A 23,919-nucleotide genomic window follows, 5' to 3' on the forward strand; every position below is an offset into this window, starting at 1 on the left:
TGCCAAAATCATCATACAATCTAGGAAAGAGGTTAAAAATATAAAGAAAAACTTGAGGATAATGTGACGATGAAAACATTGAAACAACTCGCGATCGCGACGACACTTGCCAGTACCTTATTATTTTCAGGTTGTGGCTATAACACTTTACAAGTAAAAGATGAAGCCGTAACGGCAGCTTGGTCTGAAGTTCAAAACCAATATCAACGTCGATCAGATTTAGTACCAAACCTTGTGAATGTTGTAAAAGGTTATGCTAAGCATGAAGAACAAGTATTAACCGAGGTTACACAGGCACGTTCGAATGTTGCTGGTTTGAAGGTTGATAAAGAAGTTCTAGAAGACCCAGCTTTACTTGAAAAATACCAACAGGCTCAAAGTCAATTAACAGGGGCTTTATCTCGTCTGATTGCTGTTTCTGAAAATTATCCAGATTTAAAAGCCAATACCCAATTCCAAGAACTTCAAGTTCAACTTGAAGGAACAGAAAACCGTATTGCTGTAGCTCGTAATCGTTATATTACAACAGTGCAAGACTACAACGGATATGTACGCCAGTTCCCGCAAGCAGTGACTGCAAAAGTAATTGGTATGCATCCAAAAGCCAATTTCTCTGCCGAAGCATCTGCACAGCAGGCACCAAAAGTTTCTTTTGATTAATTTTAAGAATCAAAGGAGTGCTGCATGAGAAATAATATATTGCTTCAGCTTAAGCAAATTAAGGTATTTGTTATTACCTTAATTTTGCTCTGTTGCGGTGTTCTTTTTCAGAATGCAGCATGGAGTGAGACTAATATTGCAACTGCTACCGATGAAACTGACACCATTGTAGCGGGTAAAATTATTCAGAAGCAGCAGGCTCAAGCTTCCGCTTCTAAAGGTGAGCAGTCTGCTTCTGGCGTAGCTCCCCAAGCTCAAGTCGCCAACGATATGGCAGATGGTGAATCGATTCGTGGTTTGCCAACGTTAAACCAGCCTGTTATTGATCAAGCCAATATCTTAAGCGAAGCAGAGAAGCAGCAGCTCGACCAAAAAATTCTAAGTTTATATCAACAAGGCAAAGCACAAATCGGTATTGTTATTGTTCCTACAACAGGGCAAGAAGATATCTTTGATTATGCATTGCGTGTAGGTGAAAAATGGCAACTTGGTTCAGCGAAGCGCGATAATGGATTGCTCATTGCGGTTGCGGTAAATGACCGCCGTATACAAATTTTAACCGGATATGGCTTAGAGGGCGTATTACCAGATATTGTCTCGAGTCGAATTATTCGAAATCAAATCACACCCTATTTTAAACAAGCCCAATATGCGCAAGGTTTAAATGCAGGTCTTGATGAAATCGGAAGAATTCTTAATCTTGATCCCGAAGTCGCTCAGCAAGCTGCTCAAGATTTAAAGGAACGGCAACACCAAGCCGCAGAAGAGCAACAAGCCAAACAAACAACCCTCACAATGGCTCTATTTATTCTTGTTGCCGGAATTGTAGGGTCATTTATTGTAGGGCGACCTCTTAGTGCATCTACTGCGGGTGTTGCTGCGGCAGTGGCAGGCTTTGTAAATGGGGCCGGACTAGTAACTAGCTTACTACTTGGTTTTGGAATCTTCTTTTTACTCATTACCTCAATTGCCCAGCTTATTTTACAGGTTATCCTGAGTGGTGCAGGCGGAGGAGGGCGTGGTGGTGGCTTCGGCGGTGGAGGCGGAGGCTATGGGGGCGGTGGAGGTCGTTTTGGCGGTGGAGGTGCATCAGGCTCATGGTAACAACATCAGAAACAACACAAATTATTACTCAACCTAAAATTGAGGAATCTGTAGAGCCAAGCCTAAAACGTTGGTTTAAACATCTATGCTATTTTCCGGCCAGTAGCCGTTATTTTTCAAAACAAGATAAGCAAACGATTGCTGATGCGGTACAACAAGCAGAACATGGGCATGTTGGAGAAATACAGGTTGTAATTGAAGGCCATATTCCATGCTCACAGGCCTATCGGCAAAATACCCGATTGAGAGCGCAACAGTTGTTTGCAGAGTTAGGGGTCTGGGACACCGCGTTAAATAGTGGAGTACTACTTTATTTGAACCTATGTGAACGTACAGTAGAAATTATATTTGACCGCGGTATTAGAAATGCCACTAATGATCAAGTCTGGCAACAGATTTGTGAGTCTATAGTTCAACAACTTAAACAAAAACAATATCAGCAAGCTGTAGTGATTGGTGTTCATCAAATTGGAGAGGTAATGTCACGCTTTTATGATGAAAACATGCAAGATCAATCCAATGAATTGGGAAATGCTCCAATTATTATAAATTAAGTTATTTTCTAAAAGTTCCATATCTCATAATTTTTTATTTCTCAAGGTGACTGACAAAAAATGTCACCTATTTATTTATTTTTAAAGAGAATTTGTTCACAGAAATAAATATAAAGTTTGATAAGTTTTGTTTATTTTTTTTTATGTGTGATCTGTTATGACCAAAAGTTATGTGACGATTTTTGTCAGTTATTTGCAGTGATTTTATATTTAGTAAATCGAAAAAATAATATAAGTTTTTGTTTTATAAATAAAATAAAAGTTGGCATGAATGCTGCTATATGGTTGATAGCTGAAAAGCTTATATAAAAACATACATACAATCTTTGGGGAAAAGGCTATGAATGCACAAAAAGGTTTTACATTAATTGAACTCATGATCGTGGTTGCGATTATTGGTATTTTGGCGGCAATTGCGATTCCTTCTTATCAAAACTATATTGCACGTTCACAAGTAACACGTGTTATGGGTGAAGCAGGTAACATGAAAACAGCAGTTGATAACTGTTTGTTGAATGGCAAGTTAACACTTGGTCAGGCTGGTAATGAGTGCCAATTAGATGCAACTGGTTCTAACCTTCAGACCGGTGCTAAACAGGATGGTTCTACAGCAGTTGCTGCAGGTACAGGTGTAGCGCAGGTTACTTCACCATTAGTTACTGCAGCAGCTAACACAATTGTTGCTACATTTGGTAACGGTGCAGCGGGTGATTTACAGACAGGAAACCAAAACACTTTAACTTGGACGCGTGCGGTTGATGGTACATGGTCTTGTTCTACGACTGTTTTAGCAAAATACCGTCCAGCATCTTGTCCATAATTTGGAACTAGAAATAAACAAAACCAGCTATTAAGCTGGTTTTGTTTTTATAGCGTCAATTTTAAATTATGAAATATTTAAGGTTTATATGTCTAGTCGATTAAAGTTTTTTTTGGTTCATTTTTCTTGTTCTTTGTTTAGTGCTCTATTATTACTTTTTTGGGTTTTTAAGGTATGGTATCCATATCCATTAGCTCAGGCTTTAGGTGTTACTAATATTGTAATAATGATAGTGATAATAGATTTAATTATTGGGCCAATCTTATGTTTTATTATTTATAAGGTTGAAAAAAAAACATTGAGATTTGATTTGTCAGTGATAATCTTTTTCCAAATTGTCGCATTTTTATTTGGGTTTTATAACTTATCACAAGGTAGACCTGTTTGGCTTGTATATAATCAAGGTAATATTGATTTGGTTCAAAGAGTTGAAATTATTAAGGACGATATGGGGAAGGCTCTACTTAAGTTTCAAAAAATACCTATGTTTGGACCTGAAATTGCTGCGGTCAAAACAATGAATCTTAATGAAATGAATGTAAATAAAGAAAAGGCTAAAGCTATTTCATTTATTCAACAACCTGAAAAATATATTTTACTTAAAGATGAATATGTAAATATTAAAAAAAATATTCATAACATTAATGAATTATATAAAAAAAACCAAAAGAAAAAAATTGATGATTTACTTTTAAAATACCCCAACGTTCAAGGGTGGCTTCCTTTACGGGCTACAACACAGAATATGGTTGTATTAATGAATATTGATAAGGCTCAGATTATGGCGATAGTAGATTTAAAATTTTAGAAATGAATCTAGATAATAATTAAATTTTAGTTAATTATTTTAAATTTTAGATTGGTTAACTATAACCAATCTAAAATTATATTCTTATGTGAAAACTGATTTTTTGTATTTTAAAGTTCTCTGGAAAATTCGGATGGAGAGTATTTAAGTCTTACTGCAATGCGATACTGGGAAGGCTTTCACTTAAAAAGCATAAATTTGATATCTTGCTTCTTTCCTAAATTAATCTTAGTTGAACGTCATTGGAGTATTTAAGAAAGAAAAATTTTTATCTATTTTTATCTATCATAGAGCCAGTTCCTTTTGTCGCTTGAAATATGAAATTCTTTCTCCTGCTTTTAGCGAGCGTACTTATTGCACTAGCATGGCTTTTGCCTATTCATTACCGTCCTTGGGTAACATATACAGGTGAGTTATTTGCCTTTTTATCACTCTTAGCACTGGCTGCGCTCTATTTAAAAGAAAAATTAAACTACCTGTTATCAGTTTACCGTTAGTAATCTTGGCGATTGTACCGATGTTACAATACGTCTGGGGTGAATTATTTTTCTTTGATAAAGCATTGCTCAGTATGCTATTTGTCCTCGGCTTTTGGTTGAGTTTTGTACTAGGTTGTAACTTATCCATACAAAAACTAGAGCTTGAAAGCATATTTACCTGATCAACGTATGAAAGAGGGTTTAGGGATTGTTCAGCCTTCTTTTGATGCAATTACACTTGAACAGAAATCAACAATGAAAGGTACAGGTAATATTGTTATTATTTTTAATACTGGTAACTCAGGTATCAAAGGTAAAAAAGTTCAATTACACCATGCAGAAGATGGTACATGGACTTGCGAAACAACTGTTGATGGAAAATATGCTGGGAAGTCATGTAGTGTTGTTACAGCATTAAGGGCTACGTCATAAGTTGCTTTTCAAGAAAAAATGCACTCAATTGAGTGCATTTTTATTGATTATTAGATATTTTCTTTTGTATCTTTTAGAACATAGGCGCTAATCCAAATTGTATGTATTGAAGTTTTATAAAATAAATACAATAGTAAAAATTAAATCCAATGATAAAAATTATTTAAGTTTATTGTCATATGAACAAGTTTCTAAACGGAACGGAAAGATATACATGGAAGCGAATTCTTCCTACTCTCTTCCATGTATAATTCTTTCAAGTTTTAGCCTCTAACCTTTTACTATGCAAGTATTCTTCCTATTCCTCGCTGCAATCCTGTTAGGTTTTGCATGGTTGTCTCCATTTCACTATAGCCCTTGGGTTATGTTTTCGAGTGAGGTGAGTACTTTTGGGGCTGGATTATGTGTATTAGCCGCCCTAATTCAGCAAAATATTAAAATTCCTAGAGCACAACTATTGTTGCTGCCATTTATTTTTATACCAATAGTACAGTGGGGTTTTGATTTAGTTTTTGATTTGAGCACAGCTTTATTGAGTTCATTTTACTTGCTTGGTTTTTGGTTTATGGTCTTAGCTGGTTACAACCTGTCTTTAGATCAACAAAAGCGAGATCAAATCTTTTCGGGTTTTAGCTTACTCGTAATTATTGTATCCCTTACCACTAGCTTCATTGCAATTTGCCAATGGTTGAATATCGAGTCTCATATTCCGTATGTGCTTAAGTTGCTGGGTAATCGTCCTTACGGTAATTTTGGTCAACCCAATAATATGGCAACCTTTTTAATTATTGGGTTATTAGGGTGTTTGTATTTATATGAAAAGAACAAAGTAACTATCTGGTTGTTATTGCCTTCAGCGCTCATTATTTTATTTACGGTCGCATTGAGTCAGTCACGAACTTCATGGATAGTTCTTCCATTTTTACTCATCTATTGGATGATTAAGCAGTTTAAAAATCAAAAAAGATTTGGACTTGCTCAAGGCTTTTTGTGGTGCTTAACATTTTTTTTAATTGCTGGCTTAATCTTACCTTATATTACTCAATTCATCGAATTCTCTACAAATACAGAGATTACTGAAACGAGTACGTTTGTTGCTCGGGCAGGTTCGGGACATGAGCGAGTAGGTATGTGGATACAGATATTACATGCTATAGCTCAGCAACCATGGGCAGGGTATGGGTGGAGCCAAACTAGTGTTGCTGTAGTCGATAGTATTCAATATGGAACTGTACATGTATGGTTTAATAGCGCCCATAATGTACTGCTTGATTTAATTATCTGGAATGGTATTCCATTGGGTGCTGTAGTCATTGCGTACTTTGCTTGCTGGTTTGTTTGGTTAAATCAGCAGGCTAAAAATACCATCTCGATTGTAGCTATTATGATGGTATGTACAGTGCTTATTCATGCCATGTTAGAGTTTCCACAGCGCTACGCTTATTTCTTACTTACTTGTGGGTTCTTACTTGGTATTGTGCAAGCACAGGTTCCTGTCCTTAAAGGAGTTGTACTTAATAAACACCTTCTTCGCTTAATATGGACTGTAAGTTTACTGCTTATTATTGCGATTTTACGTGATTACAATGTCTATGTTCTGAATAGTGATTTGCTTTTCAGTAATAAGCGTCCAAATGCAGAGTTCATGGGAAGCCGTAACATTCTTGTTTTAACACAGTTTGATAAACGTTTAAAATGGATTGAACTTAATCCAGAAACTAAATTATCTGAAGCTGATTTAGTTGAGTGGGGAAATTCAGTAAAGAATAAAGCGACTCCCTATAATTTACGTAAATATGCAAAATTGTTAGCTTATAATGGAAAAGTAGAGCAGGCAGAGCAGCAAATATTTATTTTACAGCATCTCTATAAGCAAAAAATAACGCTACCAGATTTATTAAAAGAAAAGTAATAAAAAAATCCCCTTGTACTCAAGGGGATTTTTTTATTAGAAATTACATCTGACTCTGGATGTAATTTTCAATGCCAACGTTGCCGATAAGGTCAATCTGAGTATCTAACCAGTCCCAATATTCTTCTTCTTTTTCTAAAATTTCTTGAACGAGATCACGAGTTACATAGTCTTGTTCTGTTTCAGCGAGTGCAACAGTTTGTTGAATCGCCTCTATATTTTCTTTCACTTTACGAATGTCACATTGCAGAACTTCTTCTGTATGTTGACCGATATAAAGTTTGCCTAAATGCTGAAGATTAGGCAGGCCTTCCAAAAACAAAATACGTTCAATAATTTTGTCTGCATGCTTCATTTGACGAATTGATTCTTTATATTCGGCAGAACCGAGCTGCTCAATTCCCCAATCATTAAACATGCGTGAATGTAAAAAGTATTGATTAATTGCAGTTAAATGATGATACAGCACTTGGTTAAGCTGATTAATGACATCACGATTGCCTTTCATTGTAGCTACTCCAAAACAATTTCTGCCTTAATCCAATTAAGGCAATCTATAAAACCATTTTAGTGAACAATCATGGATATGGCGAGTAGTTTATGGAACAGCAAATGAAAATCGCAATCAAAAACAACACAATATTAGTAAAGGAGAATTTCCTGCCAAAAAAAACCGCTTGAATGAGGAACTAGTAACGTTCCGCAAAAAGCGGTGGAGGAGCTAATAAATACGGTTAAATGTTTATAATTCTTTTAAGCAGCTACGGAAATACGAGCAGCGATTTCTGATAATTCTTCACTAATAATAGCACGTGCTTCTGGTGCACAGCGTCCACAGCAAGTACCGAGATCAAGCAAGTCGCGAATTTCGCGATAGCTTTCAGCGCCATTTTCAACAGCGTCTTTAATATCTTGATCGGTAATGCCACGACACAAGCAAACGTACATGGGAGTGATCCCCAAATATAAATGCGATAATTGATATTATTGATAATTATTATCGTTTGTCAATGAAATTCATTTAAAATCTCATTTATTATTATTGGGATTTTGGATAAAAAAATACCACCTGAGCGGAAATCTGAGTGGTGTTCAGATTTTACGCAAGGGTGGTACCTAATTTAGAGCTAAATATTTTTTAATTTCGAGTGTTTAATATTTTGTATCTTATTGATTGATAATAACAATACCATCCATCTCTACTAATGCACCTTTAGGTAGACTAGCCACACCTAATGCTGCACGTGCAGGGTAGGGTTGAGCAAAATATTCACCCATAATTTGGTTTACAAGTTGGAAATTTGATAAATCGGTTAGGAAAATATTAAGTTTGGCAATGTCTGCAAGTGAACCACCAGCAGCTTCACAAACCGCTTTTAAATTATCAAATACACGGCGAATTTGAGCTTCGATACCTTCTACAAGTTCCATACTGTATGGGTCTAAACCAATCTGCCCTGATAGATATAGCGTATTGTCTACTAAAATAGCTTGAGAGTATGTGCCGATAGCAGCAGGGGCATTTTCAGTATGAATCACTTGGCGGGACATTTGGTTCTCCTTGATTAAATCTCTTTCCATCATAATCGATGATAGGTTTGGACAAAAGTATCATCGATTTAATTGATTAAGTGGATTTGGAAAGTTTGATTTTGTTAAAGAAACATAAACCTGACCAATAGCCCTTGTAAAGACTAGCTTACTTTTGAAACTTCCATTTGGGGATTAGGAGCATCCAAACGTTCAATACGTGGGAAACCATAATGCATACGTAAGTCACGGATGACTTTTGCAATATGTTTACGGTTGTTAACTACAATATTAACAAAAGTTCTTTGCTCATTTGAATGAACCATCTCTACCCCAGCATTATTTTTACGACATTGATAGATCAGGTCTGATACCTGTTCATCATTCATTGCCATATCTATAGCGAGGTAGGCGGTAAAACGTACATCATCTACATCATCTGCTTTCCATTGAAGAGGCATAATATTTTCAGGATGTAGATGTTGTTCATGTAGCAAGTTATGGCAGCGTATGCGATGCACAATTAACCCACGACGTGTTAAGTGCCCCTGAATTGGGTCACCTAAAACTGGATTGCAGCAATGCGCATATTTAACGTCGATACCTTCGGTACTCTGAATAAGTCGATCTGAGTTTTCTACTTGAGGGTGTTTGTCATGAGCAAATAGGTGATTAGCCACAAGTTGAGGGAGTAAGTCACCAACCGCAATTTGTTCAAACAATGTATTCTTGTTATCGATGTGACGCCACTGCAGTAAATCTAACCAGTCAGCATCAGAGAGATCACTGATCGAACGATTGAAAAGTTTTAATGCGCGGGAAAGTGCTTGCTCACCGACAAGACGCTGTTCTTCTATTTCTTGATCTTTAAGAACATGTTGTAAAGCACGACGGGCTTTTTGCGTATTAATAAAGCTTAACCAGTCTGGATTTGGTGTTGCTAAAACATCCGTAATAACTTCGATGACCTGACCGCTAATTAACGGCGTGGATAATGGTTTAATCTCACCATCCACTTTTGCACCAACTGCATGGTTACCTAAAAATAAACTTGCTGAATAAGCAAAATCAACTACGGTAGCACCTTGTGGTAACTCGTGGAGTTGACCATGTGGTGTGTAAACCCAAATTTTTTCTTGATGTAAGTAATCTAATAAATCATTGAAGGTTGTTTTTGCACATTCTCCATCGATAAGCGTATTCAGGTTTTGCATAGATGCCTGAATGGCTGAGCGACAAGTTTGTGGTGCATTTTCACCGAGCACTACCCCAAAACGGGCAGCTTTACGCATAAGCTCGGTTTGGATGGTAAGAGATAGTGTGGTTTTTTCGCCTTTAAGTTTAATCAGTAAAGATTGATTGCCACCTGGTAACGGACGACGGATATGGTCCTGATATTGAATGACCTGAAAATTTTCTCTTAAGGCATCAACTAAGCGGTCACAGTCGGCAATTGTTTGTAAAACAATTTCAAAAGCATGGCTATGGGTAAGCTCTTGTAGATCCATCTCATTTTTAACGAAATGGCGTAATAATTCGATATTGTTATTTTTCTTTTTAATGCGGCCTTGGATATGATAGTTGTGGAGAAGTTCAGCGAGGTTTTGTTCCCAGATACTTTGATATTTACATCGCTCTGGTTTGGTTTGACGTAGTGCATTTTGCACGTTATCAAACATATCAAGATCAAGATTCTGATAACAAAGATTTTCTAGATTATCGCCCATTTCATTCATGCCGACTAATCTCGCCATTGGCACAAAGATATCAAGAGTTTCTTGAGCAATACGGGCGCGTTTATCTGGACGTAAAGCACCTAGAGTTGTCATATTATGATAGCGATCGGCTAATTTAATAATAATGACACGTGGGTCCTGTAGCGTCGCTTGCAAGATTTTTCGGAATGAGGCGGCCTTGTTATATTCTTTATCACTTGATTGGCTAAGTTTGGTTACACCGTCAACCAGTTCGGCGACTGTTAGACCGAACTTTTCAGTAATATCTTCTTTTGTATATTGAGTGTCTTCAATAACATCATGCAAAAGTGCTGCCATTAAAGTTTCAGCATCTAAACGCATGTTCGCAAGAATACAGCTGACAGCAATTGGATGCAGGATGTAGGGTTCACCACTTTTACGTGTAATGCCAGTATGCGCTAGATCGGCAAAATCACAGGCAGCAAGCACTTTCTCGACCTCACTTACCGATAAGTAAGGGTCGATAATCAATTTAAGCTGTTGCTTGGCTTGGCTGACCTCTTCGCCTGGCATAAATCACCCTTTTTTCCTAATGCTGAGAAACTAAATCTATCTACTTCTTAATGAAAAGCATATTGCGGAACTTGTCAATTTTTTCATTTGAAAAAGTGTATTTTTTTTTCAATGAAAATAATTGCTTTTTTCAATATCTTTAAATTCAAGACAAAGCCAAATAAAAAACCACCGCAGAAAAACGATGGTTTTTTTATGAAACAGAATTAATTAGAAAGAAAAACCTTCTAAATTCAAGCTGTTTGTAGAAAGAGCAAGATCAAGACTAGAAGTTTGATAATCTTGTTCACGTTGTTTAAGAATTTCTTTCGTAACGTGTCCTGCCGCGATTTCGCGCAAAGAAACTACAGTCGGTTTGTCGTTATCCCATTCTACAGTTGGCTCCATGCCTTGACGTGCCAATTGACGAGCACGTTTACTTGCAACGAGCACAAGCTCAAAACGGTTGTCTACATGATCTAAACAATCTTCAACGGTGACGCGTGCCATAAAAGTTCTCGTTTTGGAATGGTGAATTTGAACAGACTAAACAGTATAAAAGGCTTTCGATCCAGACTCAAGTTATTCCTGTTTTGGTTGAGGAGTAATCAAGTCTTGAATTAATGTTTGATGACGTTTTGCTTGCTGAGATAACACTAAACGGTTTGCTGTAATCACAGCTTCAAGCTCATGTAAGGCTTTATTAAAATCATCATTAATAATGATGTAATCAAAGTTCGTATAATGCTGCATATCTTCAACTGCACAGCTTAAACGATGTTCAATGACGTCAACTGAGTCAGTACCGCGATTAGATAAACGCTGACGTAAGTCAAACTGTGTTGGCGGTAAAATAAATATTTGCTTGGATTCAGGAAAAAGTTTGCGTACTTGCTCTGCACCTTGCCAATCAATTTCAAGTAGAACATCGTGCCCTTGAGCTAACTGTTGTTTTACAGTAGCTTGAGAAGTGCCATAGTAATTACCAAATACTTCAGCGTATTCGATAAAGCCTTCATGGTTTACTTGGTCTAGAAAGTCATCTTTTGTAGTGAAGTGATAGTGAACACCATCTAACTCACCAGGACGTTGACCTCGGGTAGTATGCGAGACTGAAACATGTAAATTGCTTACACGGTCAAGCAGGGCTTTCACCAAAGATGTTTTGCCTGTTCCTGATGCAGCAGAAACGACAAACAATAGACCCGACATGATATTTTTCCTGATATGATAAAATATCTTCGCTATTGTAGTGTACCGTGCGTTTAAACTGAATAGTTTTAATTGCAAATATTCAAGAGAAATTCCCCTGTTTTATTAATTTTGAGGCTGTTATGGAAATTGTGTTAGCTAATCCGCGTGGTTTTTGTGCCGGTGTTGATCGAGCCATAGCAATCGTCAATCGGGCTTTAGAATGTTTTAATCCTCCTATTTATGTACGTCATGAAGTTGTACACAATAAATTTGTGGTAGATGACTTACGTCAAAGAGGGGCAGTTTTTGTTGATGAACTAGATCAGGTTCCGGATGACTCAATTGTAATTTTTAGTGCGCACGGTGTTTCAAAAGCTGTTCAGCAAGAAGCGGAGCGCCGAGGCTTAAAAGTATTTGATGCGACTTGCCCTTTGGTTACCAAAGTTCATATTGAAGTGACTAAATATGCGCGTGAAGGTACTGAAGCAATTTTAATTGGTCATGAAGGACACCCTGAAGTTGAAGGAACAATGGGCCAATATGACAAATTGAAAGGTGGTGACATTTATCTGGTTGAAGATGAAGCTGATGTTGCAGCGCTTGCAGTAAGACATCCTGAAAAACTTGCATTTGTAACTCAAACAACTTTATCTATTGATGATACAGCTAAAGTTATTGATGCTTTACGTGCAAAATTTCCTCATATTCAAGGGCCACGTAAAGACGATATTTGCTACGCAACTCAAAACAGACAAGATGCTGTACGTGACTTGGCCGAACAGTGTGATGTGGTATTGGTCGTGGGTTCACCTAACTCATCAAATTCAAATCGTTTACGCGAGCTTGCAGAGCGTATGGGCAAAGCAGCTTACCTTGTAGATAATGCTGATCAGTTAGAACAGTCATGGTTCAATGATACTTGCAAAATTGGTGTGACAGCGGGTGCGTCAGCGCCGGAAATTCTAATTAAGCAAGTGATTCAACGTTTACAAGACTGGGGCGCGCAAGCACCTAAAGAATTAGATGGACGTGAAGAGAACATAACCTTTAGTCTTCCTAAAGAATTACGCATTCACGTGACTCAAGCATAAAGTGTGACTTATTTAACATACTGATTTTAAAATAGTAAAACAGATAATTGTTGATGTGACGATTATCTGTTTTTTTATACCCTTTATCTGCTTTGTATTTGTTTTGTAAATATAAAAAGTAAAATTTAAATAATAAATAAAAATTTTTAAGTTTATTTGGGGTTTCTGGGGATGAGGGGAATTATTCCGCAAGAAGGGTTCACCTTGGTTGAGCTTATGGTGACGATTACAGTAATGACCATCATTGCGATGATGGCTGCGCCGTCTATGTCAAATTTATTAGAAAGTATAAAGTTTGATACTAATCAAAGAAACTTAATCAACACGTTATCTGATGCGAAAAGTCAGGCTGTAATAAGTCATGCAAATGTTTCTGTAAATTTAAACTCCAATGCTGCTAATACTTTAACAACTTTTAACTGGATTGCAGACGAAGATAATAGTTTTGAGCTAAAACTTTTAGCAGCAGATGGAACTGCAACATCACTATCTACATCAAACATCATATTTATAGCAAATGGAACGGTTTCTAATATTTCACAAGATTTGCTTATTTCTATGTGCAATTCTCAATTACACGTTAAGAAAAGTTTTGTTTTATCAAAATTGGGTTCCATCTTTATGAATCCAAAGGAAACTTGCTAATGCTAAATTATAAAAATCAAAAAGGTATGGGGTTGCTGGAGATATTAGTTGCCTTACTTTTACTCGCTATAGGTGTTTTGGGGTATGTGGCCTTGCAATATCGGGCAATAGAAGCTACTTCGGAGGCTACATATCGTGCACAGGGGATTAATATTGCACGTGATTTAGCGGAAAGAATAAGGGTAAACCGTTCAGCCTTAAATAAATATAAAACAGAAATTAGCACAGCTGAAAATCAAAAAATATCTCAAAAAAATTGTTCAACAAGTAATTGTACTTCAACTGAGTTAGCAGATTTTGATGTTTCTCAGGTTGCAAAAAATGCAGATGCCTTAGGTATGACTATAAATATGATGACGTGCAAAGGTAATAATAATGGGCGTAATTGTATTTATGTTGCCTGGGCGGATACCAGTGCGACAGATGGTGATGGTGTAACAGATTGTACTAATGGCACAAGTTATAACACGGCATCAACTTGTTTAATCATGGAGGTTTATTAATGAAAAACCAATATGGTTTTACTTTAATTGAGTTAATGCTGTCCTTAACCTTAGGCTTGATTATTACTGCCGCAGCAATTTTATTATTTTTTACTGGACAAAAAAGTTTAACGTTACAGCACGGTGCGACGGATTTACAGGATAATGCTAATTTTGGTTTGAACTACATAGTTAAAGATATCAGACTAGCTAATCTAGATGCTGGTCGGGCATTTATGAATGATCAAACAACATATGGTGGAGTTGTACTTACTTCTACAGCGAATGCCTTTGTTGATACATTAAATGCCAATACTAAAATTGCTAATTTACCCAATTCTATTTTAGAAGCAAAAGTTCCTTTAACCTTACTAACTCAAAGCGATGGAGATAGTGTAGGCACTGCCCCTGCATGGGCGGGCGCATCAAATGTTAATGATTTTACCAGTGATCAGTTAGTTATTCAGTATGCTCCTACTGAAATAGGTGGTTTTGATTGTGAAGGGCAGTCAATTAATACAACAAATAATTATATTGTAGAGCGATATTTTTTAAGAGTTGATACAAGAGCATTAACAAGTGAACCTAATAAGGCATTGTCGTTAGCTTGTGACTCTGGTCATTATCCAAAATCAGGTTCGCCTACAGAAATTACGGGTTTTGGAGATGCTGGGCAGATCATTATGAAACGCGTTGATTATTTTAGGGTTCTATTAGGTATTGATGTTGGGAATGGACAGTATCGTTATATTAGTTCTCATGATTATTTAACGAATTATGCCTCACCGAGACCTCGTATTTTATCAGTTCAATTGGGAATACTGACGCGTTCTGTGCAGTCTGTGGGACCAGATGCCGCTATTAAGGATAACCAAACATTTAATGTGCTTGATCGTACAGTAACGGTTAAGACTCCACAGTCCAATAGCCCGAAATATATTAGGCAAGTTATTTCCCAGACAATTGCCTTGAGAAATGGTTTTGGAAGCCGATAAAAATGAAAAAAAATCAAATAGGTGCAACTTTAATCGTTGTGTTGGTTTTATTGCTTGTAATTACGATAATTGGCACATTAGCTATCCGTCAAAGTTTGATGTCATTAAATATTGTCACAAATAGTCAAGCACAGCAGTTGCTTGTTCAAAACTCGGATGCTGCCCTATTTAATGTGGAAGATGGTAGTAATTTACTGCGTAATTTAGCCCGTGATGGAATGTTTGGTTATATCCGTGGTGATGCCAATAAAGATAAAGAATTAGTGTTTTGCTACAGAGGTGATCAAAGCCAGTTTTTTAGTCTAGCAAATGCCAGCATTATGCAATGGATAGCTGGAGCATCTGCTCCAACGGGAAGTGCTTTAGGAACCGATGGCTACTGTAAATCTAATTCTAGTGATAGTACAAAAAATTATTTTACGAGTGGTCGTAGTGTCGTAATGACACAGGTAGCAGTAAAGTTTGCATCTACTGTAAGTGATCCATTTCAGCATAGTTTACGTGGCACAGATACTAAAAATGTCAAAATGGAGGATACGGAAAAAGTTGTTGTTTTTGCTACATCTTTTATTCCATCTTTGTCGACTGCATCCAAGGCAGATATAGATCAATGCCTTTCGAGCAAAATGAATCAAGTTATACAGCCATCTGATGTATTAACACCTGCTACAGGAGCGACGGAAAGTGTTTCAGCTTGTTTACACAGACTAAATGTTCCATATACAACGCAAGTAGCTGAATACACGATTGCACAAGGTTTTACTTAATTGGGGAAAGCATGAAAAATTATAAAAAAGACAGAGATTCTATCTTTCAGAATGGTAGTAAATTGGGAGTAATGACGGGAACATCCCTTTTAACAACACTCATCTGTTCTAGTGTAGTACATGCTAGTGATATTGATATTTATCAACAAGCTAGATCTGGGAAAATTACCTTAATGCTAATGCTGGATATTTCGGGGAGTATGAAAGGTCAAACAGCATGTGATCTACCAAGTGGGGCAAGTTATATTACTTCAGGCACTGAAGCAATAACATCAACAGTACCTTATACACGGGCGTATTGTGAAGCAACTGGAAGTAATAAGGTTTATTTATATAGAAGTTATAGTAAAGGTACAGGTAGGAATAAAGTTTATTATTATGAGGAATGCACTAATAAACCAACTAAATATCAAGATTGTTCCGGAGCTTATTTAGGAAAAACCATGACAGGCCTACCTCCTGCTACCACAGGAACTGAGGGGCCTTATAGTGGATATACGTATAGTTACAGTTCAGATGTCGTGAGATATTATGATCGTATTACCCGTGTGAAAGATGGGGTATTTGATTTATTAAAAGGCAATACCACTAAAGGTATCGATGCTTTATCAGATGATAAAGTAATTGGGTTATCGACTTTAGGGGTTGTATATAATAATGAGTCTTATAATATGGGGCGAGTTCTTGTACCAGCAAGACCATTAGGGGATTTAGTAGGAGGCTCTACTCAACGGGCATTACTACTTTCAGCAGTTTCAGGGCTGCCAGCACAAACTTATACACCTACAGCACGTTCTTATGCAGAGGCTGCTTCTTACTTAATGGGAACATCAACGTATAGTGCAAACTTGCAGGTATATTTCCAGAATAACTATGGCTCTTATGCTGTATGTGATAATTGGGATGCAAATGGTGCATGTATCGGGACTTGGAGTAACTGGAATAGTGGGTCACTGCCATCTGGTTATACAAAGGGAAGCAGTGGGACTTTAGGGGGGTATAGTGGATATTATTATTATGGTCCGCATCCCTATAGTGGTTTTCCATTGTCTGTTGGGGAAAGTAAAAAACCAGATCTTTTATTTTATAAAACACCAGATTCTTTAATTCAAAGCGATAGTATTAAGCAGTGTAGTGGACAGGGTATTTATGTCCTAACAGATGGTGTACCAAACAAGAATTTGGGTTCTCAAAATTTGATGCAAACTGCTTTGTCAGATAAAGGAAGTAGTTTTAGCTGTACAAATACTGATGATGGTTGGGATTGCATTCATAAGTTCGCTTTAAAGTTACTTGATGCAACTGCAAACCCTTTAGGTTTAAAAATAAGAACTGCTGTTGTTGGGTTTGGTTCGGAATTTAATGATGCTCCTTCTTATAATAAAACGCTTACGCAAGCACAGAATATTGCTAATCTCGGTACTATTGATACCAATGTAAAAAAAGCTGCTTACTGGGGAATTGTTGGAGAGGGAGGGTGGTATTCAGGATCAAGTTCTCAGGATATTGTAAATAGCGTAAATGATTTTATTGATAATTTGAGTACAGACATTCCTGCGGTGACTACTGGGACACCTACTATACCCCAAGATGAGTTGAATCCAACTGCTATTCAAAATTATGCCTATTATCCTCAATTTCAACCCACTCCTGATAAGAATTATCAACTGTGGGCTGGAAACCTTAAAAAATATAATGTAAATAATAGTGGCCGTCTGACAGATAAAAATAATACTTTAATCGTTGATAGTCAGGGTAAATTGCTGGCAAATAATGATTTGTGGGCACCTGATGTACAAAATGATGTGAAAGATGCAGATGAGACAACTTATGGAAGCCAGAAGTTTGCATGGATGGGGGGAGTTAAATCACAGTTAGTATTACGTACATCTGCAACAAATACAGATACAGCCAATCGTAAGTTATTAACTAACAGAAGTATAAGTGGAACAGGGACTACATTAATAATAAATGAAAGTTCAGCAACTGCATTAAAGCAAATAAATTTAAGTTACTTAACTGAGGATAGTTACAAGGAAGATCCTCAGCGTGGTTATTTAATGAATTTACTTGGCTATGCAGTTGATGCAACTAAGCCAGAAACTATTAATGCAACATTACTGTCTACAGCATCCGAACTTCGTCAAGTTGGAGCTGTAATGCATTCATCACCTATATTAATTACAAACAAAGGTGAAATTACATATAGCAATAATACCTTAGGTTCAAAAAATAGAGAGGATTATATTGTCTTTGGTACAACACAAGGTTTATTACATGTAGTTGATGCTTCAACTGGTAAAGAAAAGTTTGCTTTTGTTCCAAATGAAATGGTTGATAATCAATATAAAGCTTTTGCAAAATTTGATTCAACGAATGGGGGAATGCAGAATCTGTTCTATGGCGTAGATGGTCCTTGGAGTGCTTATACAGAGTACGTAGCGGATAGCAGTGGTAACTTAACAGTGGGAACTGGTAAAAATAACCTAAACGGAAAACAATACGTATATGGTGGTTTACGTATGGGAGGAAATAGTTATTACGCGCTTGATTTAGCAGATATCAATAATCCAAAACTGAAATTTCATATTGACCCTCTTAATCAAAAAATATATGCCAATGGTAGTTCAAAGACAGTTTCGGCTCTACAGTACATGGGACAAAGTTGGTCTAAGCCAACAATTGCTTGGGTAAAATGGGGTGGAGTACGTAAGCTGGTTATGTTTGTCGGTGGAGGATATGACGTTGGTTATGAAAGTGACAGCTATAGTCAGACAAACAAAACGGGCGCGGGTGTATATATGTTTGATGCTGAAAATGGCGATTTGCTTTGGTGGGCGAGTGATAATGCCACTGCATCAAGTGCAACTACAACAACTTCAGGTTTGGTTGCGACAAAGAATAGTAATCTTCAATATAGCGTTGTTAGTGAAATTAAAGCAATCGATCGTGATGCTGATGGCTTAGTGGATAATCTTTATTTTGGGGACCTAGGTGGGCAAGCTTTTCGCATAGATTTAAATAATAATTCTACTACTATAGGTGGTTTTGCGACACGTGTAGTTCGACTGTTAAATTTACATAATGGACAATATAGTCCCCGCTTTTATGAAGAACCAGCTTTTTCAATTTATGACTATGAGCGTACTCCATTTGCAGTAATTACCTTGGGTAGCGGTAATAGAAGTAAACCTTTGGCAGAGTATACGGTTGGTTCCTTATATGATTACGATGCAATTTATAATATTTATGATAAAGACGTTGCTCGTCGTGATTTATATACAAGTATTACATTAAATACAGAGGCTAAAAATACAACAGCTGCAAATCCCTTAGCCGAAATCACCGATACAAACCGTTTTTCGAATAAGATTTTAGTGGCACCTTATAGTAGCAATGGATGGTTTTATCGGTTTAAGTCAAATAAACAGCAAAGCGAAAAGATAATGAGCGTGCCATTGGTTATTAATAACGATCTGTTCATCAGTACTTTTGATGCAAGTAAGTCGGGATTGGCTGGTGATTGTGGTGCGGGAGTAAAGGGGGAAAGCTTTGTAAATTTATTCTGTATGCCTTATGGCCAGTGTGCAAGTGGCACAACAACTACTAGTCGTTTAAGTCTGGGGGCCGGTATTACATCAGCTTCTATTGGTGCAGCAGATACAGCGGGATCTACTCGTCTTATTGTTGCAAATGTTGATACTTCGAATATACAGGGCAACCTGATTAAGGATAAACGATATGGTACAAAGTTATCTTTAATTCCGCAGCGTTGGTATGAGAAAAACTAGTAGGAAGATGGCATGAAACAAATAAAAACGTCATATTCCAAAGGGTTTACATTAATTGAGCTAATGGTAGTAGTGGCGGGTGTAGCTATTCTGGCAGCAATAGCACTCCCTTCATATCGAGCCTATGTTCTGCGTGCTGATGCTTCGCACGCAGAACAGGAAATCCAGCAAACTTCCATACAGCTCAATCGCCATAAATCTAGAAATTTTAATTATAAAGGTTTTTCTGTAGGCGCTACTGCACCTGTAATTTTACCTGTTGGTGCGACTGGCAGTGCTGTTAAATATACAATAACGGTAAGAGATGGTGATGATACGTCCAAAACCTTAACAGATACCACAGCTTTAGGACAAAACTGGGTTATCCGAGCAGAGGCTTCCGATCCTAATAATTTTACTTTTTTATTTAATAGTAGCGGGGTACGTTGTAAGAATAAAACCACTAGCAATGTTACTTACACAACTTGTGGCACTGGAGGTAAGCCATGGTAAATAAAATCAGAGGTTTTAACTTAATTGAGTTAATGATTGTTGTGGCAATTATTGCGATTTTAGCGGCGATAGCTTATCCCTCATATAAAGAACATGTTCGTCATACCAAGCGTGTGGATATGCAAACTACGTTGCAACAGCTTGTTATGCAGATTCAGCGTTATAAGGTAGCTAATTTAAAAGTTATTGGAGCGACGGCTTCAGATTTGGGTATCGCAACATCTTATCCCATACAAGGCTTACCTCTTTATACAGTCAATTTGACTCCAGTGACGGCAGGAGCTTTAAATGCGGAAACATGGGTATTGACTGCGACACCAATTGTAAATACTTCACAGACTGGCGATGGGGATATCGTTTTAAATTATCGTGGTGAGCGTTGTTGGACAAAGGGAACCGATATTAACAGTGGTACGGCTTGTGTCCCTTCTACAACTTCGAATTGGGATGGTAAATAATTCTAAATTCAAAACTGCGGATAACTCAAAATTTAATCTTTCTTTCAGGGCAAAAATCACGTAGAATGTTGCCCTCTATGAAAGGGGTTTGAAGTGTTGCCGATGGTCGGCGCAGGGATAATCCGTAAGAATTATAAGGCTTTTATCATGGTTGTTATTCGTTTAGCACGTGGCGGCGCAAAAAAACGTCCATTCTATCAAATCGTTGTGACTGATAGCCGCAATGCACGTGATGGTCGTTTCATCGAGCGTATCGGTTTCTTTAACCCGACTGCACAAGGTCAAGCAGAAAAACTTCGTTTAGATGCAGACCGTTTTGCTCACTGGGTTTCTCAAGGTGCTCAACCTTCTGAACGTGTTGCTTCTTTAGCTGCTCAAGCTAAAAAAGCTACTGCATAATTTTTTTGTAGTAGGTAACCCATGACATCAACACAGAATGTTCCCGAAGATCGTATTCAGATTGGACAGTTACGTTCAGCTTATGGATTGAATGGGTGGCTCTGGGTGTATTCAAATACAGAACCCATGAGCAATATGTTTGACTACCTGCCTTGGTACATTGAGACCAAGGCCGGTTGGCAAACAATAGATGTAAAACGTTGGAAACCACATGGCAAAGGTCTAGTTGTTGCTTTGAAAGGTGTGAGTGATCGCACTGGAGCAGAAAACTTGGTTGGCGCTAATATCTGGGTTGCTAAGTCTCAACTGCCAAAAGCAGATGTAGATGAGTACTACTGGTCAGATTTAAAAGGCTTAACAGTGTTAGGTCTGGATGATGAAGAACAGGAAGTAAACTTAGGTAAAATTCATGAGTTGTTTGAAACTGGAGCCAATGATGTGATGGTGGTGCATGCTACCCCAGACAGCATTGATTCAGAAGAACGCATGATTCCTTGGCATAAAGATGTAGTACAACGTGTTGATCTTGAAGCTGGTCGTATTTACGTCAATTGGGGCGTAGATTATTAATCCTTTTAGGATTAATACAGCAGGAAAATAGAGGAGTCTGTGATGTTTTTTGCAGTCATTACGCTTTTTCCTGAAATGTTTGAAGCGATTACAGCCTATGGCATCAGCGGACGTGCGGCAAAACGGGATATTGTACAAGTCACTTGTATTAATCCACGTGATTTTGCTGAGGGAAACTACAGAAGAGTGGATGAACGTCCATTTGGTGGTGGCCCTGGAATGGTGATGATGGCTGAGCCTTTGGCGAAAGCAATTAACCATGCTAAACAGCTTGCCTCACAAGCAGGATATGTTCATGTTCCTGTAGTGTATATGTCTCCACAAGGCAAAACCTTAAATGAACAGGCAGTGCAGCAGTTTGTTGATTACGACGGCTTGATTGTACTGTGTGGACGTTATGAAGGCGTAGATGAACGTTTGATCCAGCAATATGTTGATCAGGAATGGTCAATTGGTGATTATGTTTTATCTGGTGGTGAACTGCCTGCTATGGTGTTACTTGACAGTATTATTCGCCGTTTGCCGAATGTAATGTCAGATGAACAGTCAGCAGTACAAGATTCTTTTGTTGATGGTCTTTTAGATTGTCCACAATATACAAAGCCAGACCATTTTGAGGGGCTGGATGTGCCAGAAGTTTTAAAATCTGGACATCATGGCAATATCGAAAAATGGCGCTTTTTGCAACGGTATCAACGAACTTTAGAACGTCGACCAGAGTTGGCTGAAAAAGTAGAGTTGAATAAGCAGCAGAAAAAATGGCTAAAAGATGCGCAAGGGAGTGGTGGTAATTCTTAACCGCTATTCTCAGGAACGAAAGTTCTGCAAAAATACGAGAAGCAATGCTTCGAGTTAAAGCATGATTCTATTTAATGAATAGTTTTATGTATATTCTAAGGCTCTTTATAGACATATTGTCATAAAGGGAAAGATAAACGGGTTGATATGCGTTTTAGCCTCTATCCCCAGCGGAACCTCAGACCTCTTCTGACTCCGCACATATTGGAGATTCCCACAATGAGTGGTAAACATCCTTTAGTTCAAATTATTGAAAATGCACAGTTAAAAACTGATATCCCTGCTTTTGCTCCAGGTGACACTGTTATTGTCCAAGTTAAAGTAAAAGAAGGTGAGCGTGAGCGTCTTCAGGCATTTGAAGGTGTTGTAATCGCGAAGAAAAACCGTGGTTTAAACTCTGCATTTACAGTTCGTAAAATTTCTAGCGGTGTTGGTGTTGAGCGTGTATTCCAAACTCACTCTCCAATCGTTGCTAAAATCGAAGTGAAACGTCGTGGTGACGTTCGTCGTGCTAAACTTTACTACCTCCGTGACTTGTCTGGTAAAGCTGCACGTATTCGTGAAAAATTACCAGCTCGTAAAGCGTAAGCTTATACCGAGTAAAAAAATGCGCCTTTTGGCGCATTTTTTTTGTTTGAAAATTATAGTCCTTGAAGTTTTAAACGGTTTGCGTGTTGGCGATAAACCGAGACAGGATCTGAAGCAAAAATAGAACGTATCCCAAGCACTTGATTCACTTCATCTAAATGATTCCAGTTGTAATCATCACGAATGGTTTTACCAAATTTGGCGCTGCATCGGGAAACAAGCCCATCATTATCACCAAACGGATCGACTACTAGACTACTGCCTGTAAGGGCAATATCAAATGGATCTAATGGATTTGTTAAGGCTTTATTTCCTGAGAAAGAATACATATAAATGCCTTTGTCTTGATATGCCCCCTCACCGCAAGAAGTAGTTGGCATACCCATAGGAAATTGAGCATTAAACTGAGCTGAACCTTTAGTTGATAAGCTATGAGCACCTGCTAAAGAGTCGTGCGGATAGCTTGTCGGATCTAGACCTCCTGCCCAAGTAATTGCTGCTGAAAACCAGTTTACTAAAGTTGCCACGCCTGCAAGAGGAGTACCCTCAACATTCAGGATGACATCTGCCATTGGTGATCCCTTATGAGGTGCGCCAATCGTTGTGAGTGATGCCACTTTTTCTGGCATGATACCAGCCACATAGCGAATTGTTGGCCCCCCGTGGCTATGACCGATTAAATTGACTTTGGGTTTACCGGTAATGGCAATAATTTCTTCTACTTGCTGTGCAAGTTGTTCTCCACGCACTTCTGTTGAGTTAAATGGTGAGACTCTTGTTGCCCAGACATTTCCTCCATTACGGGCAAGATCAGGAAGAATTTGGTACCAATAATCGAGACCAAGCGTATCTGTTCCAACTCGGCTAAAGCCTGCCATACCGTGATTAAAAACCATTGGGTATTTTGTTTGAGCGTAAGATGAATATACGAACGAGCTTTTAACTTGTTCAGCATTTGTTGCATGGGCCGCTGAAATACTCAGTCCTGAGAGCATTGCAGCGCAGAAAAACATTAACTTCCTTTTCATTTTTTACTCACTATTTTTATTTTGTATGAAAAGCAGCTTCTTACTGCTAGTGAATGTTTAGCCAGTTCCCAAA

General features: G+C 37.8%; 27 protein-coding genes and 1 pseudogene. 20 read left to right on the plus strand and 8 right to left on the minus strand.

The genetic code is table 11. The features are described 5' to 3' along the window. Window positions 1-69 precede the first annotated feature (69 nt). The 8 genes from ASF86_RS12135 to ASF86_RS12170 all read left to right on the plus strand — a co-directional run bounded on the left by ASF86_RS12135 (window position 70) and on the right by ASF86_RS12170 (window position 6,769). Window positions 70-660 carry a LemA family protein gene (locus tag ASF86_RS12135; RefSeq protein WP_003653797.1) on the plus strand — a complete coding sequence of 197 codons (591 nt, stop codon included), beginning with the start codon at window positions 70-72 and terminating at the stop codon, window positions 658-660. 24 nt (window positions 661-684) lie between these two features. Next, window positions 685-1,764: a TPM domain-containing protein gene (locus tag ASF86_RS12140; protein WP_056482456.1), complete on the plus strand. Its 1,080-nt coding sequence runs from the start codon at window positions 685-687 to the stop codon at window positions 1,762-1,764. Continuing rightward, window positions 1,758-2,318 (plus strand): TPM domain-containing protein, encoded by a 561-nt coding sequence (locus tag ASF86_RS12145; protein WP_017390957.1) that lies wholly within the window; start codon window positions 1,758-1,760, stop codon window positions 2,316-2,318. The genes ASF86_RS12140 and ASF86_RS12145 overlap by 7 nt, the downstream gene beginning before the upstream one ends. A gap of 340 nt (window positions 2,319-2,658) precedes the next feature. Beyond that, entirely contained in the window at window positions 2,659-3,138 is a 480-nt protein-coding gene (locus tag ASF86_RS12150) for a pilin (RefSeq protein ID WP_056482459.1), read from the plus strand. Window positions 3,139-3,226: 88 nt separating this feature from the next. Next, a complete protein-coding gene (tfpZ, locus tag ASF86_RS12155; RefSeq protein WP_056482463.1) occupies window positions 3,227-3,946 on the plus strand; it encodes a TfpX/TfpZ family type IV pilin accessory protein in 720 nt (239 codons plus the stop codon). Between the two features lie 317 nt (window positions 3,947-4,263). Then, window positions 4,264-4,443: a hypothetical protein gene (locus ASF86_RS20270; protein WP_056482466.1), complete on the plus strand. Its 180-nt coding sequence runs from the start codon at window positions 4,264-4,266 to the stop codon at window positions 4,441-4,443. 144 nt (window positions 4,444-4,587) lie between these two features. Then, window positions 4,588-4,857 carry a pilin gene (locus tag ASF86_RS12165; RefSeq protein ID WP_413772531.1) on the plus strand — a complete coding sequence of 90 codons (270 nt, stop codon included), beginning with the start codon at window positions 4,588-4,590 and terminating at the stop codon, window positions 4,855-4,857. A 283-nt stretch (window positions 4,858-5,140) separates the two neighbouring features. After that, window positions 5,141-6,769, plus strand: a complete 1,629-nt coding sequence (locus tag ASF86_RS12170) for a PglL family O-oligosaccharyltransferase (protein ID WP_056482469.1) — start codon at window positions 5,141-5,143, stop codon at window positions 6,767-6,769. A 43-nt stretch (window positions 6,770-6,812) separates the two neighbouring features. On the opposite strand, the gene bfr is transcribed toward ASF86_RS12170, so the two are convergent. The 7 genes and pseudogenes from bfr to gmk all read right to left on the minus strand — a co-directional run bounded on the left by bfr (window position 6,813) and on the right by gmk (window position 11,760). Beyond that, on the minus strand, window positions 6,813-7,277 hold the full coding sequence (gene bfr, locus ASF86_RS12175; protein WP_045433376.1) for a heteropolymeric bacterioferritin subunit Bfr: 465 nt from the start codon (window positions 7,275-7,277) through the stop codon (window positions 6,813-6,815). Window positions 7,278-7,522: 245 nt separating this feature from the next. Then, complete coding sequence (locus ASF86_RS12180; RefSeq protein WP_004639703.1) at window positions 7,523-7,717, minus strand: bacterioferritin-associated ferredoxin; 195 nt, start codon at window positions 7,715-7,717, stop codon at window positions 7,523-7,525. A gap of 219 nt (window positions 7,718-7,936) precedes the next feature. Beyond that, complete coding sequence (locus ASF86_RS12185; protein WP_002116996.1) at window positions 7,937-8,320, minus strand: RidA family protein; 384 nt, start codon at window positions 8,318-8,320, stop codon at window positions 7,937-7,939. A gap of 143 nt (window positions 8,321-8,463) precedes the next feature. Continuing rightward, window positions 8,464-10,569, minus strand: a complete 2,106-nt coding sequence (locus ASF86_RS12190; protein ID WP_004639700.1) for a RelA/SpoT family protein — start codon at window positions 10,567-10,569, stop codon at window positions 8,464-8,466. Between the two features lie 40 nt (window positions 10,570-10,609). Then, window positions 10,610-10,699: pseudogene (locus ASF86_RS19670) on the minus strand (hypothetical protein); the annotation flags it as partial. 80 nt (window positions 10,700-10,779) lie between these two features. Next, a complete protein-coding gene (rpoZ, locus tag ASF86_RS12195; protein ID WP_002116990.1) occupies window positions 10,780-11,058 on the minus strand; it encodes a DNA-directed RNA polymerase subunit omega in 279 nt (92 codons plus the stop codon). Between the two features lie 72 nt (window positions 11,059-11,130). Then, the gene (gene gmk, locus ASF86_RS12200; protein WP_003653783.1) at window positions 11,131-11,760 is read right to left on the minus strand and encodes a guanylate kinase; all 630 of its coding nucleotides are present in this window, start codon (window positions 11,758-11,760) and stop codon (window positions 11,131-11,133) included. A 122-nt stretch (window positions 11,761-11,882) separates the two neighbouring features. Here gmk and ispH point away from each other — a divergent pair, with 122 nt between their 5' ends. The 12 genes from ispH (at window position 11,883) to rplS (ending at window position 22,818) form a co-directional block, all read left to right on the plus strand. Next, window positions 11,883-12,833 (plus strand): 4-hydroxy-3-methylbut-2-enyl diphosphate reductase, encoded by a 951-nt coding sequence (gene ispH / locus ASF86_RS12205; RefSeq protein ID WP_003653781.1) that lies wholly within the window; start codon window positions 11,883-11,885, stop codon window positions 12,831-12,833. A 171-nt stretch (window positions 12,834-13,004) separates the two neighbouring features. Continuing rightward, on the plus strand, window positions 13,005-13,478 hold the full coding sequence (locus ASF86_RS12210; protein WP_056482472.1) for a Tfp pilus assembly protein FimT/FimU: 474 nt from the start codon (window positions 13,005-13,007) through the stop codon (window positions 13,476-13,478). Next, window positions 13,478-13,981 carry a type IV pilus modification protein PilV gene (gene pilV / locus ASF86_RS12215; protein WP_056482475.1) on the plus strand — a complete coding sequence of 168 codons (504 nt, stop codon included), beginning with the start codon at window positions 13,478-13,480 and terminating at the stop codon, window positions 13,979-13,981. The genes ASF86_RS12210 and pilV overlap by 1 nt, the downstream gene beginning before the upstream one ends. After that, complete coding sequence (locus ASF86_RS12220; RefSeq protein WP_056482478.1) at window positions 13,981-14,955, plus strand: PilW family protein; 975 nt, start codon at window positions 13,981-13,983, stop codon at window positions 14,953-14,955. Before pilV ends, ASF86_RS12220 begins: the two co-directional genes overlap by 1 nt. 2 nt (window positions 14,956-14,957) lie before the next feature. After that, window positions 14,958-15,722 (plus strand): PilX N-terminal domain-containing pilus assembly protein, encoded by a 765-nt coding sequence (locus tag ASF86_RS12225; RefSeq protein ID WP_056482481.1) that lies wholly within the window; start codon window positions 14,958-14,960, stop codon window positions 15,720-15,722. Window positions 15,723-15,793: 71 nt separating this feature from the next. Beyond that, window positions 15,794-19,513, plus strand: a complete 3,720-nt coding sequence (locus ASF86_RS12230) for a PilC/PilY family type IV pilus protein (RefSeq protein WP_227508798.1) — start codon at window positions 15,794-15,796, stop codon at window positions 19,511-19,513. 12 nt (window positions 19,514-19,525) lie between these two features. Further along, window positions 19,526-20,005, plus strand: coding sequence for a type IV pilin protein (locus tag ASF86_RS12235; RefSeq protein ID WP_056482487.1), 480 nt, complete (start codon window positions 19,526-19,528; stop codon window positions 20,003-20,005). Next, complete coding sequence (locus tag ASF86_RS12240) at window positions 19,999-20,463, plus strand: type IV pilin protein (protein ID WP_056482490.1); 465 nt, start codon at window positions 19,999-20,001, stop codon at window positions 20,461-20,463. The genes ASF86_RS12235 and ASF86_RS12240 overlap by 7 nt, the downstream gene beginning before the upstream one ends. Before the next feature lie 147 nt (window positions 20,464-20,610). Next, window positions 20,611-20,862: a 30S ribosomal protein S16 gene (rpsP, locus tag ASF86_RS12245; RefSeq protein ID WP_000260334.1), complete on the plus strand. Its 252-nt coding sequence runs from the start codon at window positions 20,611-20,613 to the stop codon at window positions 20,860-20,862. A 21-nt stretch (window positions 20,863-20,883) separates the two neighbouring features. Beyond that, on the plus strand, window positions 20,884-21,432 hold the full coding sequence (rimM, locus tag ASF86_RS12250) for a ribosome maturation factor RimM (RefSeq protein ID WP_003653772.1): 549 nt from the start codon (window positions 20,884-20,886) through the stop codon (window positions 21,430-21,432). Between the two features lie 42 nt (window positions 21,433-21,474). Then, on the plus strand, window positions 21,475-22,230 hold the full coding sequence (gene trmD / locus ASF86_RS12255; protein WP_056482493.1) for a tRNA (guanosine(37)-N1)-methyltransferase TrmD: 756 nt from the start codon (window positions 21,475-21,477) through the stop codon (window positions 22,228-22,230). Between the two features lie 219 nt (window positions 22,231-22,449). Continuing rightward, on the plus strand, window positions 22,450-22,818 hold the full coding sequence (gene rplS, locus ASF86_RS12260; protein WP_003653770.1) for a 50S ribosomal protein L19: 369 nt from the start codon (window positions 22,450-22,452) through the stop codon (window positions 22,816-22,818). Between the two features lie 53 nt (window positions 22,819-22,871). Here the strand turns inward: rplS and ASF86_RS12265 are convergent, their stop codons facing one another. Continuing rightward, on the minus strand, window positions 22,872-23,813 hold the full coding sequence (locus ASF86_RS12265) for a lipase family alpha/beta hydrolase (protein ID WP_080547739.1): 942 nt from the start codon (window positions 23,811-23,813) through the stop codon (window positions 22,872-22,874). Window positions 23,814-23,919: the final 106 nt, after the last annotated feature.

It is taken from the genome of Acinetobacter sp. Leaf130 (genome assembly GCF_001423205.1).
Lineage (GTDB): Bacteria > Pseudomonadota > Gammaproteobacteria > Pseudomonadales > Moraxellaceae > Acinetobacter > Acinetobacter calcoaceticus.